Annotated in this window: 15 protein-coding genes; 9 read left to right on the forward strand and 6 right to left on the reverse strand. The window is 67.2% G+C overall.

Going from position 1 to position 18,453, the window contains the following annotated elements:
* The 4 genes from hisI to EPK82_RS10900 are packed head-to-tail and all read left to right on the forward strand — an operon-like array spanning position 1 to position 2,541.
* Positions 1 to 420: a phosphoribosyl-AMP cyclohydrolase gene (gene hisI / locus EPK82_RS10885; protein WP_037055585.1), complete on the forward strand. Its 420-nt coding sequence runs from the start codon at positions 1 to 3 to the stop codon at positions 418 to 420.
* Positions 417 to 650 carry a membrane protein insertion efficiency factor YidD gene (gene yidD / locus EPK82_RS10890; RefSeq protein WP_037055587.1) on the forward strand — a complete coding sequence of 78 codons (234 nt, stop codon included), beginning with the start codon at positions 417 to 419 and terminating at the stop codon, positions 648 to 650. Before hisI ends, yidD begins: the two co-directional genes overlap by 4 nt.
* Entirely contained in the window at positions 647 to 1,207 is a 561-nt protein-coding gene (locus EPK82_RS10895) for a gamma carbonic anhydrase family protein (RefSeq protein ID WP_037055589.1), read from the forward strand. The genes yidD and EPK82_RS10895 overlap by 4 nt, the downstream gene beginning before the upstream one ends.
* Positions 1,204 to 2,541: a dihydroorotase gene (locus EPK82_RS10900; protein WP_134676579.1), complete on the forward strand. Its 1,338-nt coding sequence runs from the start codon at positions 1,204 to 1,206 to the stop codon at positions 2,539 to 2,541. Before EPK82_RS10895 ends, EPK82_RS10900 begins: the two co-directional genes overlap by 4 nt.
* Before the next feature lies 1 nt (position 2,542).
* On the opposite strand, the gene EPK82_RS10905 is transcribed toward EPK82_RS10900, so the two are convergent.
* From EPK82_RS10905 to EPK82_RS10915, 3 genes are all read right to left on the reverse strand, one after another.
* Positions 2,543 to 4,456 (reverse strand): DUF2207 domain-containing protein, encoded by a 1,914-nt coding sequence (locus EPK82_RS10905; RefSeq protein ID WP_134676580.1) that lies wholly within the window; start codon positions 4,454 to 4,456, stop codon positions 2,543 to 2,545.
* A gap of 134 nt (positions 4,457 to 4,590) precedes the next feature.
* Entirely contained in the window at positions 4,591 to 6,522 is a 1,932-nt protein-coding gene (locus EPK82_RS10910) for a DUF2207 domain-containing protein (protein WP_134676581.1), read from the reverse strand.
* 2 nt (positions 6,523 to 6,524) lie between these two features.
* Positions 6,525 to 7,091, reverse strand: a complete 567-nt coding sequence (locus EPK82_RS10915; RefSeq protein WP_134676582.1) for a LemA family protein — start codon at positions 7,089 to 7,091, stop codon at positions 6,525 to 6,527.
* Positions 7,092 to 7,205: 114 nt separating this feature from the next.
* Between EPK82_RS10915 and EPK82_RS10920 the strand changes: the two genes are divergently transcribed.
* From EPK82_RS10920 to EPK82_RS10930, 3 genes are all read left to right on the forward strand, one after another.
* Positions 7,206 to 9,125 carry a DUF294 nucleotidyltransferase-like domain-containing protein gene (locus EPK82_RS10920; RefSeq protein WP_134676583.1) on the forward strand — a complete coding sequence of 640 codons (1,920 nt, stop codon included), beginning with the start codon at positions 7,206 to 7,208 and terminating at the stop codon, positions 9,123 to 9,125.
* Positions 9,122 to 9,829: a 3'-5' exonuclease gene (locus EPK82_RS10925; protein WP_037055601.1), complete on the forward strand. Its 708-nt coding sequence runs from the start codon at positions 9,122 to 9,124 to the stop codon at positions 9,827 to 9,829. The genes EPK82_RS10920 and EPK82_RS10925 overlap by 4 nt, the downstream gene beginning before the upstream one ends.
* Positions 9,830 to 10,343: 514 nt before the next feature.
* Positions 10,344 to 10,505: a DUF2986 domain-containing protein gene (locus tag EPK82_RS10930; RefSeq protein WP_134676584.1), complete on the forward strand. Its 162-nt coding sequence runs from the start codon at positions 10,344 to 10,346 to the stop codon at positions 10,503 to 10,505.
* Positions 10,506 to 10,672: 167 nt separating this feature from the next.
* Here EPK82_RS10930 and EPK82_RS10935 read toward each other — a convergent pair whose 3' ends face one another.
* On the reverse strand, positions 10,673 to 11,575 hold the full coding sequence (locus tag EPK82_RS10935) for a LysR family transcriptional regulator (protein ID WP_037057521.1): 903 nt from the start codon (positions 11,573 to 11,575) through the stop codon (positions 10,673 to 10,675).
* Positions 11,576 to 11,718: 143 nt separating this feature from the next.
* Between EPK82_RS10935 and EPK82_RS10940 the strand changes: the two genes are divergently transcribed.
* The gene (locus EPK82_RS10940) at positions 11,719 to 13,107 is read left to right on the forward strand and encodes an L-serine ammonia-lyase (protein WP_134676585.1); all 1,389 of its coding nucleotides are present in this window, start codon (positions 11,719 to 11,721) and stop codon (positions 13,105 to 13,107) included.
* Between the two features lie 107 nt (positions 13,108 to 13,214).
* Here EPK82_RS10940 and EPK82_RS10945 read toward each other — a convergent pair whose 3' ends face one another.
* The gene (locus EPK82_RS10945; protein WP_134676586.1) at positions 13,215 to 14,867 is read right to left on the reverse strand and encodes a BCCT family transporter; all 1,653 of its coding nucleotides are present in this window, start codon (positions 14,865 to 14,867) and stop codon (positions 13,215 to 13,217) included.
* 182 nt (positions 14,868 to 15,049) lie between these two features.
* On the reverse strand, positions 15,050 to 16,717 hold the full coding sequence (locus EPK82_RS10950) for a BCCT family transporter (RefSeq protein WP_134676587.1): 1,668 nt from the start codon (positions 16,715 to 16,717) through the stop codon (positions 15,050 to 15,052).
* Positions 16,718 to 17,000: 283 nt separating this feature from the next.
* Here EPK82_RS10950 and cls point away from each other — a divergent pair, with 283 nt between their 5' ends.
* On the forward strand, positions 17,001 to 18,446 hold the full coding sequence (cls, locus tag EPK82_RS10955; protein ID WP_134676588.1) for a cardiolipin synthase: 1,446 nt from the start codon (positions 17,001 to 17,003) through the stop codon (positions 18,444 to 18,446).
* The last annotated feature ends 7 nt before the right edge of the window (positions 18,447 to 18,453 follow it).

Consider the following 18,453-nt stretch of genomic DNA (forward strand, 5'->3'; position numbering starts at 1 on the left):
ATGCCTGCCCAACCCTTCTGGTTGCAGCTGGAGTCGGCCCGCGCCGGTCACACCCGGTCGTTGCAGGCAACGTTGGACGCCATCGCCTGGAACGACGCCGGCCTGATCCCGGTGATTACTCAGCGCCACGACGACGGCGAGGTGCTGATGCTGGCCTGGATGAATCGCGCCGCGCTGACGGAAACCCTGAGCAGCGGCCAGGTCTGCTACTGGTCGCGCTCGCGCCAGCGCCTGTGGCGCAAGGGCGAAACCAGCGGCCATCGCCAGCGCCTGCACAGCGCCCGCCTCGACTGCGATGGCGACGCCCTGCTGCTCAGGGTCGAACAGACCGGCCCGGCCTGCCATACCGGGCGCCCTGCCTGTTTCTACAACGAACTGGACGGCGAGCAGTTGCGCGTCGTCGTGAGCCGTCCGGGATGAAACGCATCGCCATCGCCCTGGTACACCTCTATCAGTACCTGCTCAGCCCCCTGCTCGGCCCGCGCTGCCGCTTTCATCCGAGCTGCTCGCACTACGCCATCGAGGCCCTGGAGAAACACGGCCTGCTGCGCGGCCTGTGGCTCAGCCTGCGCCGGCTGCTGCGCTGTCATCCCTGGCACCCGGGCGGCTACGACCCGGTGCCCGAACCCTCGCCCAAGGAACGCCCATGATCCGCAAGAACCCGTCCGGCCACCTGCCGCTCATCGCCGAGTCCGCCTATGTCGACAAGACCGCCATCATCTGCGGCAAGGTGATCATCGAGGACAACGTCTTCGTCGGTCCGTACGCGGTGATCCGCGCCGACGAGGTGGACGAGAGCGGCGACATGCAGCCAATCGTCATCGGCGCCAATTCCAACATCCAGGACGGCGTGGTGATCCACTCCAAGTCCGGTGCGGCGGTCACCATCGGCGAGCACAGCTCCATCGCCCACCGCTCGATCATCCACGGCCCGTGCCGGGTCGGGAACCGGGTGTTCATCGGCTTCAACAGCGTGCTGTTCAACTGCAGCGTCGGCGACGGCTGCGTGGTGCGGCACAACGCGGTGGTGGACGGCTGCGACCTGCCGGCGGGCTTCCACGTCACCTCCACCCAGCGCATCGGGCCGAAGACCGACCTCGCCAGCCTGCCCCGCGTCAGCGTCTCGGCCAGCGAATTCTCGGAAGACGTGGCGCGTACCAACATCGACCTGGTACGGGGCTACAAGGCCCTGCAGAACGAGTTTTGAGCGTGCTGATCCGCAACGCCCGGCTGGTCAACGAAGGCCGTGTGTTCGAGGCCGACCTGCGCATCCGCCACGGGCGCATCGACGCCATCGCCAGCAGCCTCGCCCACCTCCCCGGCGAGGCCGTGCTCGACGCCGCCGGTCAGTACCTGCTGCCGGGCATGATCGACGACCAGGTGCACTTCCGCGACCCCGGCGCGCCGCACAAGGGCAGCTTCGCCAGCGAGTCGCGCGCGGCGGTGGCCGGCGGCATCACCAGCGTCATGGACATGCCCAACACCCAGCCGCCGACCCTGACGCTGGAGGCGCTGGCGGCCAAGGAGCAGCGCGCCGCCCGCTGCTCGCGGGTCAACTACGGCTTTCACTTCGGCGTCAGTCACGACAACCTCGACACCGTTGCCGCGCTCGACCCTGACCGCGTGGCAGGGGTGAAGGTGTTCATGGGCGCCAGCACCGGCAACATGCTGGTCGACGACCTGCCTGCGCTGGAGCGCCTGTTCCGTGACTGTCCGACCCTGCTGCTGACGCATTGCGAACACACCCCGCGCATCCGTGAACGCGAGGCGAGGTGGCAGGCCAGGTACGGCGACGACATCCCCGCCGACCAGCACCCGGCGATCCGCGATGCCGAGGCCTGCTACCAGTCCTCCAGCCTGGCGGTGAGTCTGGCCCGCCGCCATGGCACGCGCCTGCACGTGCTGCACATCAGCACGGCACGCGAACTCGAACTGTTCATGCCCGGCCCGGCGGCCAGCAAACGGATCACCGCCGAGGTCTGCGCCCACCACCTGTACTTCGACGACAGCGACTACGCCGCCCTCGGCCACCTGATCAAGTGCAACCCGGCGATCAAGCAGCGTGCCGATCGCGACGCCCTGCGCCAGGCCCTGCTCTGTGGACGCCTGGACATCATCGGCACCGACCATGCGCCACACAGCCTGGAGGAGAAGCGGCGTCCCTACCGGCAGGCGCCGGCCGGCCTGCCGCTGGTGCAGCACGCCCTGCCAGCGCTGCTGGAGCTGGTGGCCGACGACCTGCTGCCACTGCCGCTGCTGGTGGAAAAGACCAGCCACGCCGTGGCCGAGCGCTTCGCCATCGAGCAGCGCGGCTACCTGCGCGAAGGCTACTGGGCCGACCTGACCCTGGTGGAGCGCCTGGCCGAACCCTGCCCGGTAGCGCAGCAGCCGATCCTCGCCCATTGCGGCTGGACACCCTTCCAGGGCCGCAGCTTCCGCCATGCCGTGCGCAGCACCTTGGTGTCCGGGCAGCTGGCCTGGCACGCCGGCCAGGTGCAGGACGACTGCCAGGGCCTGCCGCTGCGCTACCGACGCGCCTGAGCTACCAGCCGCCGCCTCCGCCGCCGCCAGCCCCTCCGCCGGAGGAGCCGCCGCCATGCGAGGCGGACGAGCCGGAGCCGCTGTCGTCGCTGCTGGAGCCGGAGAAGCTGTCGACCGATCTCGGCGCCTCGGGTGGCACGGACGCCGTCATCAGCATCCGGTCGAGGTTCCAGGCCAGCGTCATCGCCTCACCCGAGGTCATCAGTTGCGTGAAACCCTGTGGCTGGTAGTCCACCTCCACCGGCGCCAGCGTGCCCTTGCGCAGCTCGGCGGTGAAGCGCTGGGTCCACTGCCGCTCGACCCCCAGGGCCATGGCGTAGGGCAGATGCCGCTCGTACAGCGCGATGCTCATCACCGGAGCCTGACCCGCCTTGTCCAGCACGTCCCTCTCGGCCAGGCTCAGGTAGTTGCGGTAGCCCTCCAGCTCTTCGAGCAGGCGCCGTCCGGCGATGGTCGGCGAGCGCATGAGCTTGCGTGCCACGGCGACGATGGCGAACAGTGCCAGACACTGCAGCACGGCATCGCCGCCCACCAGGCCTGCGGCCACGCCCAGGCACGCCAGGGCGAACAGCAGCAGCGGGAGTCCGGCCCCGATCATCCCGTGGGTCAGGCAGTAGAGCGTCCCGGCCCCCAGCAGCATTGCCAGCAGCATCAGCCAGACGGCGTTGTTCGCAGCCTCCGCGTCGCCCGTGGACGTCACCAGCAGCGCGATCCCCGTCACCAGGGCGAAGAAGGCACCGAACAGCCAGTGCCCGGTAGCATTGCTGAAGTTGTTCCGCTCGATCCCTTTGACGCTCTTCAGCAGCACCTCCAGGGCGTTCGCCAGACGCGGTTCGTAGCGCCCGCCCAGAGTCAGCGAGCCGCCCTCCCGCGTGATCAGGGCATTGAGCACGCGCCGCTCCTCCTCGCGTATGGCATCCCCGTCCACCTCGCCCCGCGTCAGCACCAGGCCGCTGGTGTCGCGTTGCAGGCTGAGCCAGCCGCGAATGGCCAGGTCGGTGAACATGATGCTCAGCGCCCGCACGCCCTTGCGGTCATGCTTCAGGCCACGGCGCCACACGTACCCGGCCATCAGCGGACTGACGCCCCGTGGCAGCTCGAACAGCGGGATCACCAGGCCCTTGGCCGGCCCGCGCCCCTTCGCCCACCAGATCAGTGCGTAGAACAGCAGCAACCCGCTGAAAGCGGCCACCAGCAGAATGCGCCGCAGGTTGTCGGCGAGCAGCACCAGCAACTCGTCCCACCAGCCGGGGCGAGTGACCAGGCCCGCCTGCCAGGCCAGGGCGACGGTAAAACCTTCACGCGCATCCAGCTCGCGCGTGGTCGCCAGGCGCAGGCGGTTGCCCTGCTGCTCGAGCACCTCGTAGGCCCCTTCACGCGAACCCCGGTAGCCGGTGTAGCCGTGTGCCGCCTGGATCTGCGCGCCCTCCGGCAGCAGTACCTCGACGCTGGCATGGCGGATCGGCAGCGACCAGTCATTGCCGGTCACGTTCCAGTAGAGTTCATCGACGCTGGCGTGATGCAGCAGCTGCGCATTCATCCGGTAGGTCAGTTCGTAGACATGAGGCCCGGACTCGAGCCGCACATCGGCGCTGCCCAGACGCAGACGCAGGGCATGCTCGAGGCGCTGCTCGGTGACGCTTTCCGGACGCCCGTCACGCGTGGCCGATATCAGTGTCAGCGGCGTGCTGCGCAACAGGCCGTTGCCCAGGCGATAGCGGACGGGAATGTCGCGGTAGATACCACGGACGATCATCTTGCCTTCGGCCGTCACCGCGATGCGCTCGGTCACCAGCACCTCGCCACTCGGCTCGACCTGCATGCGCACGTCATAGGCCTGAATCGCCTCCTCGGCACGCAGGCCGAACGCACACAAACAGCACAGCCACAACAGCACCCGCAGTCTTCCTGACATGACACTCTCCTCGATGCGCGTACCTGCGCAGCCATCTCTCGGGCAAATCGGAGCGGCACCCTACCCGAGCGCCCCGGCGAGAAAAAGCGAATACCGCACAGGCGCGGGATATTCGCCGGCACGGCGACGGCGTGCTACCAGCCGCCGCCTCCACCGCCACCGCCGCCGCCACCGGAGGAGCCGCCCCCGGACGAACCACCCGAGGAGCCGCCCGACGAACTGCTCGACGGTGGCGTCGAGGCCAGGGCGGCCACACTGCTCAGGCCCGTGGCCAGGGCGCTGCTCATGACCTGCGCCGAGCTGAAACGGCGACGGCTCTCATACCAGTCCGGCTGGTAATCACGCAGCTGCGGATCGATCAGGCCACTGGCCAGCGCCTCGCTGAAACGCGCGCTCCATTTGTCCTCCACACCCAGGGCCATGGCGTAGGGCAGATGGCGCTCGTACAGCGCGATGCTCATCGCCGGGGCATCGGCGGCCAGCGCCAGGACGTCGCGCTCGGCCAGTTGCAGGTAGTCACGGTAGCCTTCGAGGCCGTCCAGCAGGCGGCGCCCGAGCAGCGTCGGCGCCGGCAGCAGGATGTAGGACACCACCAATAGCAGCAGATACAGCGCGATCAGCAGAATGGCCGCCCAGGACGTCACCTCGGCGATCATCAGCAGGCCCATCGGGACCGGCCAGAAGAACATCAGTGCGCCGAAGCCCATGCCGAGCTTCTTGCCGAACGACGGCTGGTGCAGCGCCAGCGTGAACATGATCAGCGACGCCACGGCGAAGGCCAGGCTGAACGCCAGCCCAACCAGCGCCATGGGCCAGTCGTCGTCGCCCCTGGCGTCGACCAGCAGCATCGTCAGACACGCCAGCAAGGCCCAGAACAGGCCCAGCGTCCAGATCCCACGGTTGTTGCTGAACCAGGCCTTGCCCTGTTTGCTCAGGTGTTCACCGAGGCCACCGAGGGCGTCGGCCATGCGCGGCTCGTACTTGCTGCCGACCTGCAACGAGGCATCCGCCTTATCGGCAGGCAGCAGGCGTTCGAGCACATCGGCGTCGAGCGCCGTCAGCTCACCACCTGCCTCGGTGCTGCGGCTCAGGATGAAGCCACTGCGCGGCCGGTCCTTGATCAGCAGGTGCTTGCCGATGGCCATGTCGGTAAGCCATACGCCGAAGGCGTGCGCCGCCGAGAAATCGCCACGCAGGCCGCGGTGCCAGAGGTAGCCCACCTGTACCGCCGTCATGTTCTGTGGCGCCTCGAACAGGGGAATGATCACGCCCTTGCGCGGGTCTCGCCCGACGCGACACCAGGCGATCAGGTAGAACAGCGCGAGCCCGACCAGCAACGCCGCGCCGAGGGCCAGGCCCAGATTGTCACGCAGCAACTGGGCGGCACGTTGCATGGCCGTGGGCCGTGGCACCAGGCCCGCCTGCCAGTCCACCGCGACCGTCAGGCCGTGATAGGCCGGCAGTTGCCCGGTAGTGGCCAGGCTCACGAAGTCGTCACTGCGCAGCAGTACCTCATAGTCCTTTCCCTGCGCGCCAGAGGCCCCCGTGTAGGCCGCCAGCTGGCCGATCCGCGCCCCGCCGGGCAGGCGCACCTCGACCGAGGCACGGCGAATGGGAAAGACCCAGCCGTTGCCGGTGACGTTCCAGTACAGCTCATCGCGATCGGCGTGATGCAGCAGGGCGCGCGCCACCCGGTAGCGCAGCTCGTAGCGATAGCGCCCAGGCTCGAGCAGCACCGACGACGAGCCGAGGTAGTAGCGCACCCAGGCGCCGTTGCGTTCGCTGTGCACCGACTCGGGCTGGCCATCGCGGGTCACCCCCAGCAGGGTGATCGGGCTGGTCTCCCGCAGGCCCGCCGGCAACGCATAGCTGACCGGCAGATCGCGGTAGATGCCACGCTGGATATCCTGCCCCTCGGCACGCACGAGGATGCGCTCGGTGACCAGCAGGTTGCCATCGCTCTCGACCTGCAGGGTCACGGCGAAGTGTTCGATCGCTTCTTCCGCCAGTGCCAGACCGGGCAGCAGGCAGGCCACCAGCAACAGGCCACGTAGCCATCCTTGCATGTTCAGAACTCCATCTTCGGTGACTCGGCGTCACCCGGATCATCCAGGCTGAAGTACTCGGCCTGCTCGAAGGCGAACGCCCGCGCCACCAGGTTGCTCGGCACCGACTCGACCAGCACGTTCAGTTCGCGCACCGCACCATTGTAGTAACGCCGGGCCATCTGGATATGGTTCTCGACCTCGCTGATCGAGCCCTGCAGCTCGCGAAAGCGCTGGTCCGCCTTGAGCTCCGGGTAATCCTCCACCAGCAGGAACAGCTGACGCAGCTGGCTGCCCAGTTGCGCCTCCACCGGCGCCCGCTGGCCCAGCGGCGAATCCGTCAGCTGCTCCGCGCGCTGCCGCTCACGCACCAGCCGCTCCAGCGTCTGCTGCTCGTAGCCCAGGTACTGCCGCACGCACTCCACCAGCGCCGGGATCAGGCTGGAGCGCCGCTTGAGCTGCACATCGATGCCGCTCGCGGCCTCGGCCACGCGGTGGCGATTGAACACCAGGCGGTTGTAGTAAAAGACCGTCGCACCGGCCAGCACCAGCAGCGCGCCGACGCTCCACCATAAACCCGAACCCTGCATAGCTTCTCCTTGTTCAGCCTGTTGTGACGGCGACTGTCCTCATCGCGACACCCCGGGGGGACATCCCGGCGCGATGCTCGTATCCTGTAATGCCAGCCAACCCGCGAGGCCCGCATGCAGATCGAGCTGATCGAGATACGCGATCACCTGAATCGCTTCGCCCCCTTCGACAATCTGCCGGAGCAGACCCTCGACGATATCGCCCGGCAAGTGCAAGTAGGCTACTTCAAGGCCGGCAGCGAAATCCTCATCGCTGGCGAACCGATCCACGAACTGCACTATGTACGCAGTGGCGCGGTGGAGATCCACCGGCGCAGTGGCGAGCTGCACAATCGCCTGACCGAAGGCGACCTCTTCGGCCAGGCCGGCCTGCTGCGTGGCAACAAGGTACGCCTGGCCGCCAGGGCGCTGGAAGACAGCCTGATCTATTTCATCCCCGGCCCGCTGTTCCAGCAGCTGTGCGACCAGTTCGACAGCTTCGCCGATTTCGTCGAGGCCGAAGGCCAGTCGCGGCTCAAGTCGGCCCTGGAAGACAGCCACGGCAAGGCCAGCGAGCTGATGAAGATCAAGGTGCGCAAACTGATCGGCCGGGCGCCGGTCAGCGTGCCGCTGGACATGCCCGTGCAGCAGGTGGCGCAGGTGATGAGCGAGCAGAGCGTGTCCTCGGTGATCATCGTCAACCCCGGCCGGCGCTGGCCCAACCCGGCGCAGGTGCAGGTCGCCGACCAGCAGACCCAGGTGATGGCGGGCATCCTCACCGACCGCGACCTGCGCGTGCGCGTCCTCGCCGAAGGGCTGCCCGGCGACACCCCGGTCAGCCAGGTGATGACACCCGGCCCGGTCACCGTGCAGGCCGACGAGTCGGTGTTCGAGGCCATGCTGTGCATGCTGCGCAACAACATCCACCACCTGCCGGTGCTGCAACGCCGGCGCCCGGTGGGCATGATCTCCCTCGCCGACGTCATCCGCTACGAGTCGCGCAGCAGCCTGTACCTGGTCAACAGCATCTTCAACAAGGACTCCGTGGACGGCCTCAAGGGCCTGCTGCCGGACCTGCACGCCACCTTCGTGCGCATGGTCGCCGACGATGCCAGCGCACACATGGTGGGCCGCGCCATGAGCAGCATCGGCCGCGCCTTCACCCGCCGCCTGCTGGTGCTCGCCGAGGAGAACCTGGGGCCGCCGCCGGTGCCCTACTGTTTCATGATCGCCGGCTCGATGGCGCGCGACGAACAGCTGCTGCTCACCGACCAGGACAACGCCCTGGTGCTCGACGACAGCTTCGACCCGGAACAGCACGACGCCTACTTCGCCGAACTGGCGCAGTTCGTCAGCAACGGCCTGGCCGCCTGCGGCTACGCCTACTGCAAGGGCGGCATCATGGCCAGCAACCCCAAGTGGCGCCAGCCGCTGAAGGTCTGGCGCAGCTACTTCACGCGCTGGATCGAGCAGCCCAACCCCGAGACCCTGCTCAACAGCAGCATCTTCTTCGACCTCGACGGGGTGTACGGCAAGACCGCGCTGGTGGAGAACCTCAAGGAGCTGCTGGCGGAAAAGGCCAGCGGTACCCCGGCCTTCCTCGCCGCACTGGCGCGCAACGCCCTCAACCGCACGCCGCCGCTGGGCTTCTTCCGCACCTTCGTGATGGAAACCGACGGCCGCCAGAAGAACATCATCAACCTCAAGGGACGCGGCACCGCGCCGCTCACCGACCTGATCCGCGTGCACGCCCTGGCCTGCGGCTCCAAGGCGCAGAACTCGCTGGAGCGCCTCGACGCCATCGCCGCCACCAAGCTGCTGCCCAAGGAAGCCCTGGATCACCTGCGCTACGCCTTCGAGTTCCTCAGCCTGGTGCGCATCCGCCACCAGGCGCGCGAGGTGGAAGCCGGCAACCCGCCGGACAACTACGTCGAGCCGGAGCAGTTCAGCTCCAGCGAACGCCACCACCTCAAGGAAGCCTTCCAGGTGGTGAGCAACGCGCAGAAATTCCTGCGCTTCCGCTACCCGGCCCAACCGCTGACCCGTCCGCAATGAGTGCCGATCACAACCCGGACTGGCCGCAGCGCTTCGCCGAACTCGCCGCCAGCAGTCAGGACGAACGCCTGCGCGCCTACTACGCGGCCGGCTGCATCACCGCCGATACGCCCCTGGCCGAGGCGCCGCTGGTGGCGCTGGACGTGGAAACCACCGGCCTCGATCCGCGCGAACATGCCATCGTCAGCCTCGGCCTGGTGCCGCTGGACCTGCAGCGCATCCGCTGCGCCGAGGCGCGCTACTGGGTGGTCAAACCCACCAGCGAGCTGAGCGCCGAGTCGGTCACCTTCCACCACATCACCCACTCCGACATCCGCCACGCACCGCGCCTGGCCCATGTGCTGGAGGAACTGCTGGAGGCCCTGGCGGGCAAGGTGGTGGTGGCGCACTACCGCAACATCGAGCGCAACTTCCTCGACCAGGCCCTGCGCGAGCACCTGGGCGAGGGGCTGCTCTTCCCCATCATCGACACCATGGAGCTGGAAGCGCGCCTGCATCCCAAGCGCACGGTCAGCTGGTGGGACCGCCTGCGCGGCCGTGAACCGCTGTCCATCCGCCTGGCCGACAGCCGCCTGCGCTATGGCCTGCCGCTGTACAGCGCCCACCACGCCCTGACCGACGCCCTCGCCTGCGGCGAACTGCTGCAAGCCCAGGTGGCCAGGCACTACCCGGCGCATACGCCGGTAGGCGCGCTGTGGAGCTGAAGCCGCTCCTACAGGCCCGTCGTGCCGGCCGAGTCACGCAGGGTGGATAACGCGAAGCTTATCCACCACCAGGCGAGCGGATGGCTAAGATATGGCCGGCGGAGCGCCATCTGCTCAACGCCGCAAAAGCATCGCGGCTGAAGCCGCTCCTACAGGTCCGTCGTGTCGGCCGCGTAGGGTGGATAACGCGAAGCTTATCCACCAGCAGGCTAGCGGATAGCCAAGATATGGCCGGCAGAGCACCGTCTGCTCAACGCCGCAGAAGCATCGCGGCTGAAGCCGCTCCTACGGGTCCGTCGTGTCGGCCAAGTCACGTAGGGTGGATAACGCGAAGCGTATCCACCAGCAGGCGAGCGGATAGCCAAGATATGGCCGGCGGAGCACCGTCTGCTCAACGCCGCAGAAGCATCGCGGCTGAAGCCGCTCCTACGGGGTCGGTGGCGCGAGCAAGTAGCCTGCACCCTACGGGCTCCGCGTGAGGATCATCCATTCAGGACAAAGCAGATACACACCCATGAATCGCCGCAAGAAGATCAAGCAACTACTCGAAGCCCACGCCAGGAAGGCCAACGCCAAGCTCGCGCCCAAGAGCAACAAACCCAAGTACATCAGCAAGGCCGACAGGGCGAAGCTGGCGGCTGAGGCCGCTCAAGAGAGCGTCACGCCCGCTGAGTAAGACGCAGACAGAGAACATCGCGGCTGAAGTCGCTCCTACAGGCCAGCCGCGTAGGGTGGATAACGCGAAGCTTATCCACCATCAGGCGGACGGATGGCCAAGATATGGCTTGGCTAAGCGCCGCAAAAGCATCGCGGCCAACGCCCCTCCCACAGGAGGCAGTGGAACTAACCCAGCACCTTGTCCGCCGTGTACACCGCCTCGTCGAGAAACGCGTTGACCGCCGGATGGTCGCGTTCGCCCTTGCGATAGGCGAGGAACACGCCGCGCTGGATGTCGGGCAGCAGGGGCACGGCGGTGACACCGGGCAGCGGGCGGACCAGGCGCAGGCCGGAGACGATGGAGATGGAGTTGCCGGAAGCGACCATCGCCGCGACCATCTCGAAACCGGCGCAGTGCGCATTGATGCGCGGCGCGAAGCCCGAACGGCGACACAGGTTGGTGATGAATTCGCCGAACGAGCTGCCGGTGGAGTCCAGCGCCCAGGCCTCCTCGCGCAGGTCGGCGATGGTCAGGCTGGCGTGCCTGGCCAGGGCGTGGTCGATGGGCAGCAGCACGTGCAGCAGGTCCTGGGTCAGCGGGATCAGCGCGTAGTGCTCGCGGTTCTCGTCCGGGGTCACGGCCAGGTCGTCGATCACCGCCACGTCGATCTGCCAGGCGCCCAGGGCACTGAGACTTTCCTGCGGCTCCAGCTCCAGCACCACCACGTTCAAGCGGGGATAGCTGCTGCGCAGGGCGCGCACGGTTTCCGCGATCACCGCCACGGAGATCGACGCGAAGGCCGCCACGCGCAGTTCGCCGGCCACTTCACCACGCAGCAGCGCCAGCTCCGAGCGGGCTTCGTCGAGCACCATGAGGATGCGCTCGGCATGCGCCACCAGACGCTCGCCGGCCGGCGTCAGCACGACGCCGCGCCCACGCCGCTCGATCAGCGCGACATCCACCTCGCGTTCGAGCAAGGCGACCTGTTGCGACACGGCCGACGGCGTCAGGTGCAACGACTCGGCAGCGGCCGCCATGGTGCGGCAACGGGCCAGTTCACGCAGGGTGCGCAGGCGGGTGATGTCCATGGCAGGATCTCAATAGTTAAGAGTTTCTAACGAATATATTAAAAATAAATCAGTATACATAATGATAAAGCCGTTCTTAGATAGGGTTGTCCACACGCGCGGAACCGGGCGCGTGTCCACTCACCCAGAAGAAGAACCTCGCCATGGCTATCAGCGTTTTCGACCTGTTCAAAGTCGGCATCGGCCCGTCCAGCTCCCACACCGTCGGCCCGATGCGCGCGGCCGCCCTGTTCACCCACGCCCTGGAGAACCACGGCCACATGCCGCAGGTGACCCGTGTCGTCGCCGAGCTGTACGGCTCGCTGGGCGCCACCGGCAAGGGCCACGGCAGTGACAAGGCAGTCCTGCTCGGCCTCAGCGGCCATGAGCCGGATACCGTCAACGTCGACCAGGTCCCCGAGTACATCGACACCATCCGCCGCGACAAGCGCATCGTCCTGGCCGGCAAGCACGCCGTCGCCTTCGACGAGAAGACCGACCTGAAGATGTTCCGCAAGGCGCTGCCGCTGCACGCCAACGGCCTGCGCTTCGCCGCCTTCGACGGCGCGGGCATCCAGGTGCACGAGGCCACCTACTACTCGGTGGGTGGCGGCTTCGTGGTCAGCGAGGCGATTCTCGCCGATGGCTCCAAGCACAAGGTCATCGCCCCGGACGCCACGGCCCTGCCGCTGCCGTTTCGCAGCGGCGCCGACCTGCTGCGCCTGAGCCGCGAGCACGGCATCGGCATCGCCGAGGTGATGCGCCGCAACGAACGCCACTGGCGCAGCGACGAAGAGACCGACGCCGGCCTGCTGGAAATCTGGAAGGTGATGCAGGCCTGCGTGGAGCGCGGCTGCCGCACCGAAGGCATCCTGCCGGGCGGCTTCAAGGTGCGCCGGCGCGCCGCTATCCTGGCGCGCAAGCTGGGCGGCTTCCAGCGCAGCTACATGGAAGATCCGCTGCGCATGCTCGACTGGGTCAACCTCTGGGCCCTGGCCGTGAACGAGGAGAACGCCGCCGGTGGCCGCGTGGTCACCGCGCCGACCAACGGCGCCGCCGGCATCATCCCGGCGGTGCTGCACTACTACGCCAACGCCATCTCCGGCGCCAGCGAACGCGGCATCATCGACTTCCTCCTCACCGCTGGCGCCATCGGCATCCTGTACAAGGAGAACGCCTCGATCAGCGGCGCCGAAGTGGGTTGCCAGGGTGAAGTCGGCGTGGCCTGTTCGATGGCGGCCGGCGCGCTGTGCGCGGTACTCGGCGGCACCCCGGAGCAGGTCGAGAACGCCGCCGAGATCGGCATGGAGCACCACCTGGGCCTGACCTGCGACCCGGTCGGCGGCCTGGTGCAGATTCCCTGCATCGAGCGCAACGCCATCGCCTCGGTGAAGGCGATCAACGCCGCGCGCATGGCGCTGTACGGCGACGGCGCGCACTACGTGAGCCTGGACAAGGTGATCAAGACCATGCGCGAGACCGGTGCCGACATGCTGACCAAGTACAAGGAAACCGCCCGTGGCGGCCTGGCGGTGAACATCATCGAATGCTGATGTTCGATCGCTAGACGCGAAAACGCCGCGAACTTGCAAAGGTTCGCGGCGTTTTCGTTGCTGCCGGGGAAGCCCTCTCCCAGTATCGGAAGAGGGCCAGCAGCCGCTCAGCGCGGCTCGCTGCTCAGCCCCTTGATGATCGCCACGCAGCCGACCAGCAGCACCACGGTGAACGGCAGGCCGGTCGATACCGCCATCGCCTGCAGGGCCACCAGGCCACCGCCAAGCAGCAGCGCGACGGCCAGGGCGCCTTCCATGATCACCCAGAACATCTTCTGCGAGACCGGTGCGTTGATCTTGCCGCCAGCGGTGATGGTGTCGATCACCAGCGAGCCGGAGTCCGACGAGGTGATGAAGAACAGCACCACCAGGACGATCGCGGCGAACGAGCTGATGGCGCTGATCGGCAGCTGATCGAGCATGACGAACATCTTCAGCTCCAGGGCCGCCTGCTGCAGTTCGGTGAGGCCGCCGAGGGCCTGGTGCAGCGCGGTCCCGCCGAAGGTGCTCATCCAGATCACCGACACCAGCGACGGCACCAGCAGCACGGCCGTGAGGAATTCACGCACGGTGCGGCCACGGCTGACCCGCGCGATGAACATGCCCACGAACGGCGACCAGCTGATCCACCAGGCCCAGTAGAACGCCGTCCAGCCCTGGCTGAAGTTGGCGTCCTCGCGCCCGACCGGGTTGGACAGCGCCGGCAGGTACTGCAGGTAGGCACCCAGGTTGTCCAGCACGCCGGTCAGCAGCAGGGCGGTCGGCCCGGCGAGCAGCACGAACAGCAGCAGCGCCAGGGCCAGGCCCATGTTGATCTCCGACAGGCGCTTGACCCCCTTGTCCACGCCGGTCAGCACCGAGCACAGGGCGATCAGGGTGATCACCGTGATCAGCAACACCTTGGTGGTGGTATCGGCCGGCAGGCCGAACAGCGCGTGCAGGCCCGCAGTGGCCTGCTCGGCGCCCAGGCCCAGCGAGGTGACCAGGCCGAACAGGGTGGCGAACACCGCGAGGATGTCGATCAGATGGCCCGGCCAGCCCCAGACGCGCTCACCGAGCAGCGGGAAGAAGATCGAGCGGAACGACAGCGGCAGGCCCTTGTTGAAGGCGAACAGGCCCAGCGCCAGGGCGACGATGGCATACACCGCCCAGGGGTGCAGGCCCCAGTGGAAGATGGTGGTGGCCATGCTCAGGCGCGCCGCCTCGGCGGAGTCGCCCGCAGCGGCACCCAGCGGCGCCCAGTCGGTGCGCACGCCGTTGGCGTCCACGCTGGTACCGCCCAGGGCCGTGCCGTAGTGCGACATCGGCTCGGCCACGCCGTAGAACATCAGGCCGATGCCCATGCCGGCGGCGAACAGCATGGCGAACCAGGAGAAGTACGAGTAATCGGGGCGCGCCAGCGTACCGCCGAGGCGCACCTTGCCCAGCGGCGACACGATCAGCCCCAGGCACAGCAGCACGAAGATGTTGGCCGAGCCGATGAAGAACCACGACAGGTGCACCGTCAGCCAGTCACGCACGGCCTTGAACAGCGGCTCGATCTGGTCGTGCATGGCCAGCGCCAGCGCGACGAAGATGAACGCGGTCACCGCCGAGATCAGGAAGACCACGCCATGGATGTCGAGATTGACCAGGTAGCGGCCACGGATGTTGTCCTGGCCGACCACGTAGTCGGTGTCGATGAGGGTGACGGCACCACTCGGGGCGGGAATACCGTCTGCGGATGAGTCGTTGTTGCGGGGTACGGGGCCTTGGCTCAAGGGGCTGCTCCTTCTTTTTCTAGGGCGCGCGCAGGGACTGCGAATCGCGGAAGCCGACGCTAGCAGAAGGAAAAAACGGCCTGCACCGCGGGAACGCCGCGGGTTTTCCCATTAACGACCCGTGACCCGGGAACGAAAAAGCGCGCCCGAAGGCGCGCTTTTGGCAACGGCGAACAGCCTGCTCAGCGCGGCTCGCTCATCAGCCCCTTGACGATGGAGATGCAGCCCACCAGCAGCACGATGGTGAACGGCAGGCCCGTCGACACGGCCATCGCCTGCAACGCCACCAGACCGCCACCGAGCAGCAGGGCGATGGCGATGACACCCTCGATGCTGGCCCAGAACACGCGCTGCGGTACCGGTGCGTTGACCTTGCCGCCAGCGGTGATGGTGTCGATCACCAGCGAGCCGGAGTCCGACGAGGTGATGAAGAACACCACCACCAGCACGATGCCGATGAACGAGGTGATGCTGGTCAGCGGCATCTCACCGAGCATGCTGAACAGCTTCAGCTCCAGGCCGGCATCCTGCGCACCGGTGAAACCGTCCACCAGCAGCTGATTGATGGCGGTGCCGCCAAAGGCGGTCATCCACAGCACCGACACCAGCGACGGCACCAGCAGCACGGCGATGAGGAATTCACGCACGCTGCGGCCACGGCTGACCCGCGCGATGAACATGCCCACGAACGGCGACCAGCTGATCCACCAGGCCCAGTAGAACGCCGTCCAGCCCTGGCTGAAATTGGCGTCCTCGCGCCCGACCGGATTGGACAGCGCCGGCAGGTACTGCAGGTAGGCACCGAGGTTCTTGAAGAAGTCGGTGAAGATCACCAGGGTCGGCCCGGCGATGATGACGAACAGCAGCAGGGCCATGGCCAGGGCCATGTTGATCTCCGACAGGCGCTTGACCCCCTTGTCCAGGCCGGCGACGACCGAGGCCAGGGCGATCATGGTGATGGCGATGATCAGCAGCACCTTGGTGGTGTCCGTGGCCGGAATGCCGAACAGGTACTCCACCCCGGCAGCCGCCTGCTCGGCCCCCAGGCCCAGCGAAGTGACCAGGCCGAACAGGGTGGCGAACACCGCGAGGATGTCGACGATGTGCCCCGGCCAACCCCACACGCGCTCACCGAGGATCGGGTAGAAGATCGAGCGGATCGACAGCGGCAGGCCCTTGTTGAACGAGAACAGCGCCAGGGCCAGGGCGACGATGGCGTAGATCGCCCAGGGGTGCAGGCCCCAGTGGAAGATGGTCGCGGCCATGCCCAGGCGCACCGCTTCCTCGGCGTTGCCTTCGGCCCCGCCCAGCGGTGCCCAGTCGGTGCGCACGCCGTCTTCACCGACGGTGATGCCGGCGATCGACGAGCTGTAATGCGACATGGGTTCGGACACGCCGTAGAACATCAGGCCGATGCCCATACCGGCGGCGAACAGCATGGAGAACCAGCCCATGTAGGTGTAGTCGGGGGTCGCTTCCTTGCCGCCGATACGTACCTTGCCCAGCGGCGAGACGATCAGCGCGAGGCAGAGCAGGACGAAGATGTTGGCGGCGCCGATGAAGAACCAGGCCATGTGGTGGGTGAGCCAGTCGCGCACGCCGCTGAACAGCGGTTCGATCTGGTTCTGCAGAGCCAGGGCCAGGATCACGAAGATCACCGCGACCAGCGCGGAAATGGTGAAGACCTTGCCATGGATGTCGAGGGCGAAGACGAACTGCCCTTTGATGTTGTCCTGACCGATGACGTAATCGGTGTCGATCAGGTTGGCTTCACCGGTCGGTGCCGGGATGCCCTCGTGGGTTTCCGCTGCGGGTGGCGGGGTCATGTCATGCGAAGGGACGTTTCCCATACGTGGCGTGCTCCTTGATGCGTTTGACTCGCTAGACGAGCGTGAACAGGACGGATGCCCTCCTCCAATTAAAGACGACCCACAGTCGGGTCGAACGGCAAAGGGTAACACATGAATTCCGCTCACTCAGAATCCAAGACACGTGAAAGCCTCGAATAATTCCCCGGAAGCTGGCCATCTGCCTGGCACTGCCATTCCCCGGATGGCCATGGCAGGATGACCATCGAACGCTGCGTAACCCCCGTGGTCAGCTGCACACAGCCCGTGCAAAGGAAGACCCTGCATGCCTGCGGATTTCGGCATTCCCCACCTGTTCGCCTACCTGATCGCCAGCATCCACGCCCTCGGCATGCTGGCCGCGATCCATGCCGTGCTGACCGTACGCACCGCCCAGGGCGCCCTGGCCTGGGGACTGTCGCTGTTCTTCATGCCCTACCTGACGCTGCTGCCGTACCTGGTGTTCGGCCGCAGCCGCTTCGACGCCTACGTCAAGGCACGCCGCCAGGCCGACAGGGAAATGCACCTGGCCATGGCCGAGCAGGACTGGCGGCCCTGGGTCGAGGAAGCCAAGGCGGCGCACCTGTCGCCCGCCTATGCACGCCTGCGGGCCCTGCCGCGCCTGTCGCACCTGCCCGGCCTGACCGGCAACCGGGTGCAGTTGCTGATCGACGGCGAAGCCACCTTCGCGGCGATGCTCGATGCGCTGGCCGGCGCCCGGCAGGTGATCCTGCTGCAGTTCTTCATCATTCGCGACGACAGCCTCGGTCGCCGCCTGCATGACATCCTGCTCGAGCGCGCCGCAGCCGGGGTGCAGGTCCACGTGCTGTACGACGGCGTCGGCAGCCATGCGCTGTCCGGCGCCTTCATCGATCGGCTGCGCCGGGGTGGCGTCCAGGTGCACGCCTTCCCCACCCGCTCCGGCCTGTTCAATCGCTTCCAGCTGAACTTCCGCAACCACCGCAAGATCGTCGTGGTCGATGGCGAGATCGGCTTTCTCGGCGGCCTCAATGTCGGCGTCGAATACCTCGGGCAGAAGCCGCCGCTGGCGCCCTGGCGCGACACCCACGTGGAAGTGCGCGGGCCGGTGGTGGCCAGCCTGCAGGAAGCCTTCGCCGAAGACTGGTACTGGGCCTGCCAGAAGCTGCCGCCGCTGCTGATGCCGAGCAAGCAGGACGAACCCGGCGTGCTCTGCCAGGTGATCGCCAGCGGTCCGGCCGACGCCCAGGAAACCTGCTCGCTGATGTTCGTCGAGGCGATCCACGCCGCGCGCGAACGCGTGTGGCTGAGCAGCCCGTACTTCGTCCCCGACGAAGCCCTGTTCGCCGCCCTGCGCCTGGCCGTGATGCGCGGGGTGGACGTGCGCCTGCTGCTGCCGGCGCGCCCCGACCACCGTATCGTCTATGCCGCGTCCAGCCTGTACGCCTTCGAGGCGCTGCGCGCCGGGGTGCGCGTGTTGCGCTACCAGCCGGGCTTCCTGCACCAGAAGGCGCTGCTGATCGACCACGACGCCTGCGTGCTGGGCAGCGCCAACCTGGACAACCGCTCCTTCCGCCTGAATTTCGAGGCCAGCCTGCTGATAGTCGACGCAGGCTTCAACGCCGAGGTCGCCCAGATGCTGGAGGCGGATTTCAGCCGCTCGCGCGAGCTGGTCAATGCCGACCGCCGCAACCTGCACCGCCTGCAGCAACTGGGCATGCGCGTGGCGCGGCTGATCTCGCCCATCCTCTGAGAAGCCT

Source organism: Ectopseudomonas khazarica (assembly GCF_004521985.1).
Taxonomy (GTDB): Bacteria; Pseudomonadota; Gammaproteobacteria; order Pseudomonadales; family Pseudomonadaceae; genus Aquipseudomonas; species Aquipseudomonas khazarica.

Coding starts and splice junctions, on each gene's coding strand:
- hisI (WP_037055585.1), top strand. CDS start 1: ATGCCTGCCCAACCCTTCTGGTTGCAGCTGGAGTCGGCCCGCGCCGGT.
- yidD (WP_037055587.1), top strand. CDS start 417: ATGAAACGCATCGCCATCGCCCTGGTACACCTCTATCAGTACCTGCTC.
- EPK82_RS10895 (WP_037055589.1), top strand. CDS start 647: ATGATCCGCAAGAACCCGTCCGGCCACCTGCCGCTCATCGCCGAGTCC.
- EPK82_RS10905 (WP_134676580.1), bottom strand. CDS start 4,456: ATGTCAGGAAGACTGCGGGTGCTGTTGTGGCTGTGCTGTTTGTGTGCG.
- EPK82_RS10910 (WP_134676581.1), bottom strand. CDS start 6,522: ATGCAAGGATGGCTACGTGGCCTGTTGCTGGTGGCCTGCCTGCTGCCC.
- EPK82_RS10915 (WP_134676582.1), bottom strand. CDS start 7,091: ATGCAGGGTTCGGGTTTATGGTGGAGCGTCGGCGCGCTGCTGGTGCTG.
- EPK82_RS10920 (WP_134676583.1), top strand. CDS start 7,206: ATGCAGATCGAGCTGATCGAGATACGCGATCACCTGAATCGCTTCGCC.
- EPK82_RS10925 (WP_037055601.1), top strand. CDS start 9,122: ATGAGTGCCGATCACAACCCGGACTGGCCGCAGCGCTTCGCCGAACTC.
- EPK82_RS10930 (WP_134676584.1), top strand. CDS start 10,344: ATGAATCGCCGCAAGAAGATCAAGCAACTACTCGAAGCCCACGCCAGG.
- EPK82_RS10935 (WP_037057521.1), bottom strand. CDS start 11,575: ATGGACATCACCCGCCTGCGCACCCTGCGTGAACTGGCCCGTTGCCGC.
- EPK82_RS10940 (WP_134676585.1), top strand. CDS start 11,719: ATGGCTATCAGCGTTTTCGACCTGTTCAAAGTCGGCATCGGCCCGTCC.
- EPK82_RS10950 (WP_134676587.1), bottom strand. CDS start 16,717: ATGGGAAACGTCCCTTCGCATGACATGACCCCGCCACCCGCAGCGGAA.
- cls (WP_134676588.1), top strand. CDS start 17,001: ATGCCTGCGGATTTCGGCATTCCCCACCTGTTCGCCTACCTGATCGCC.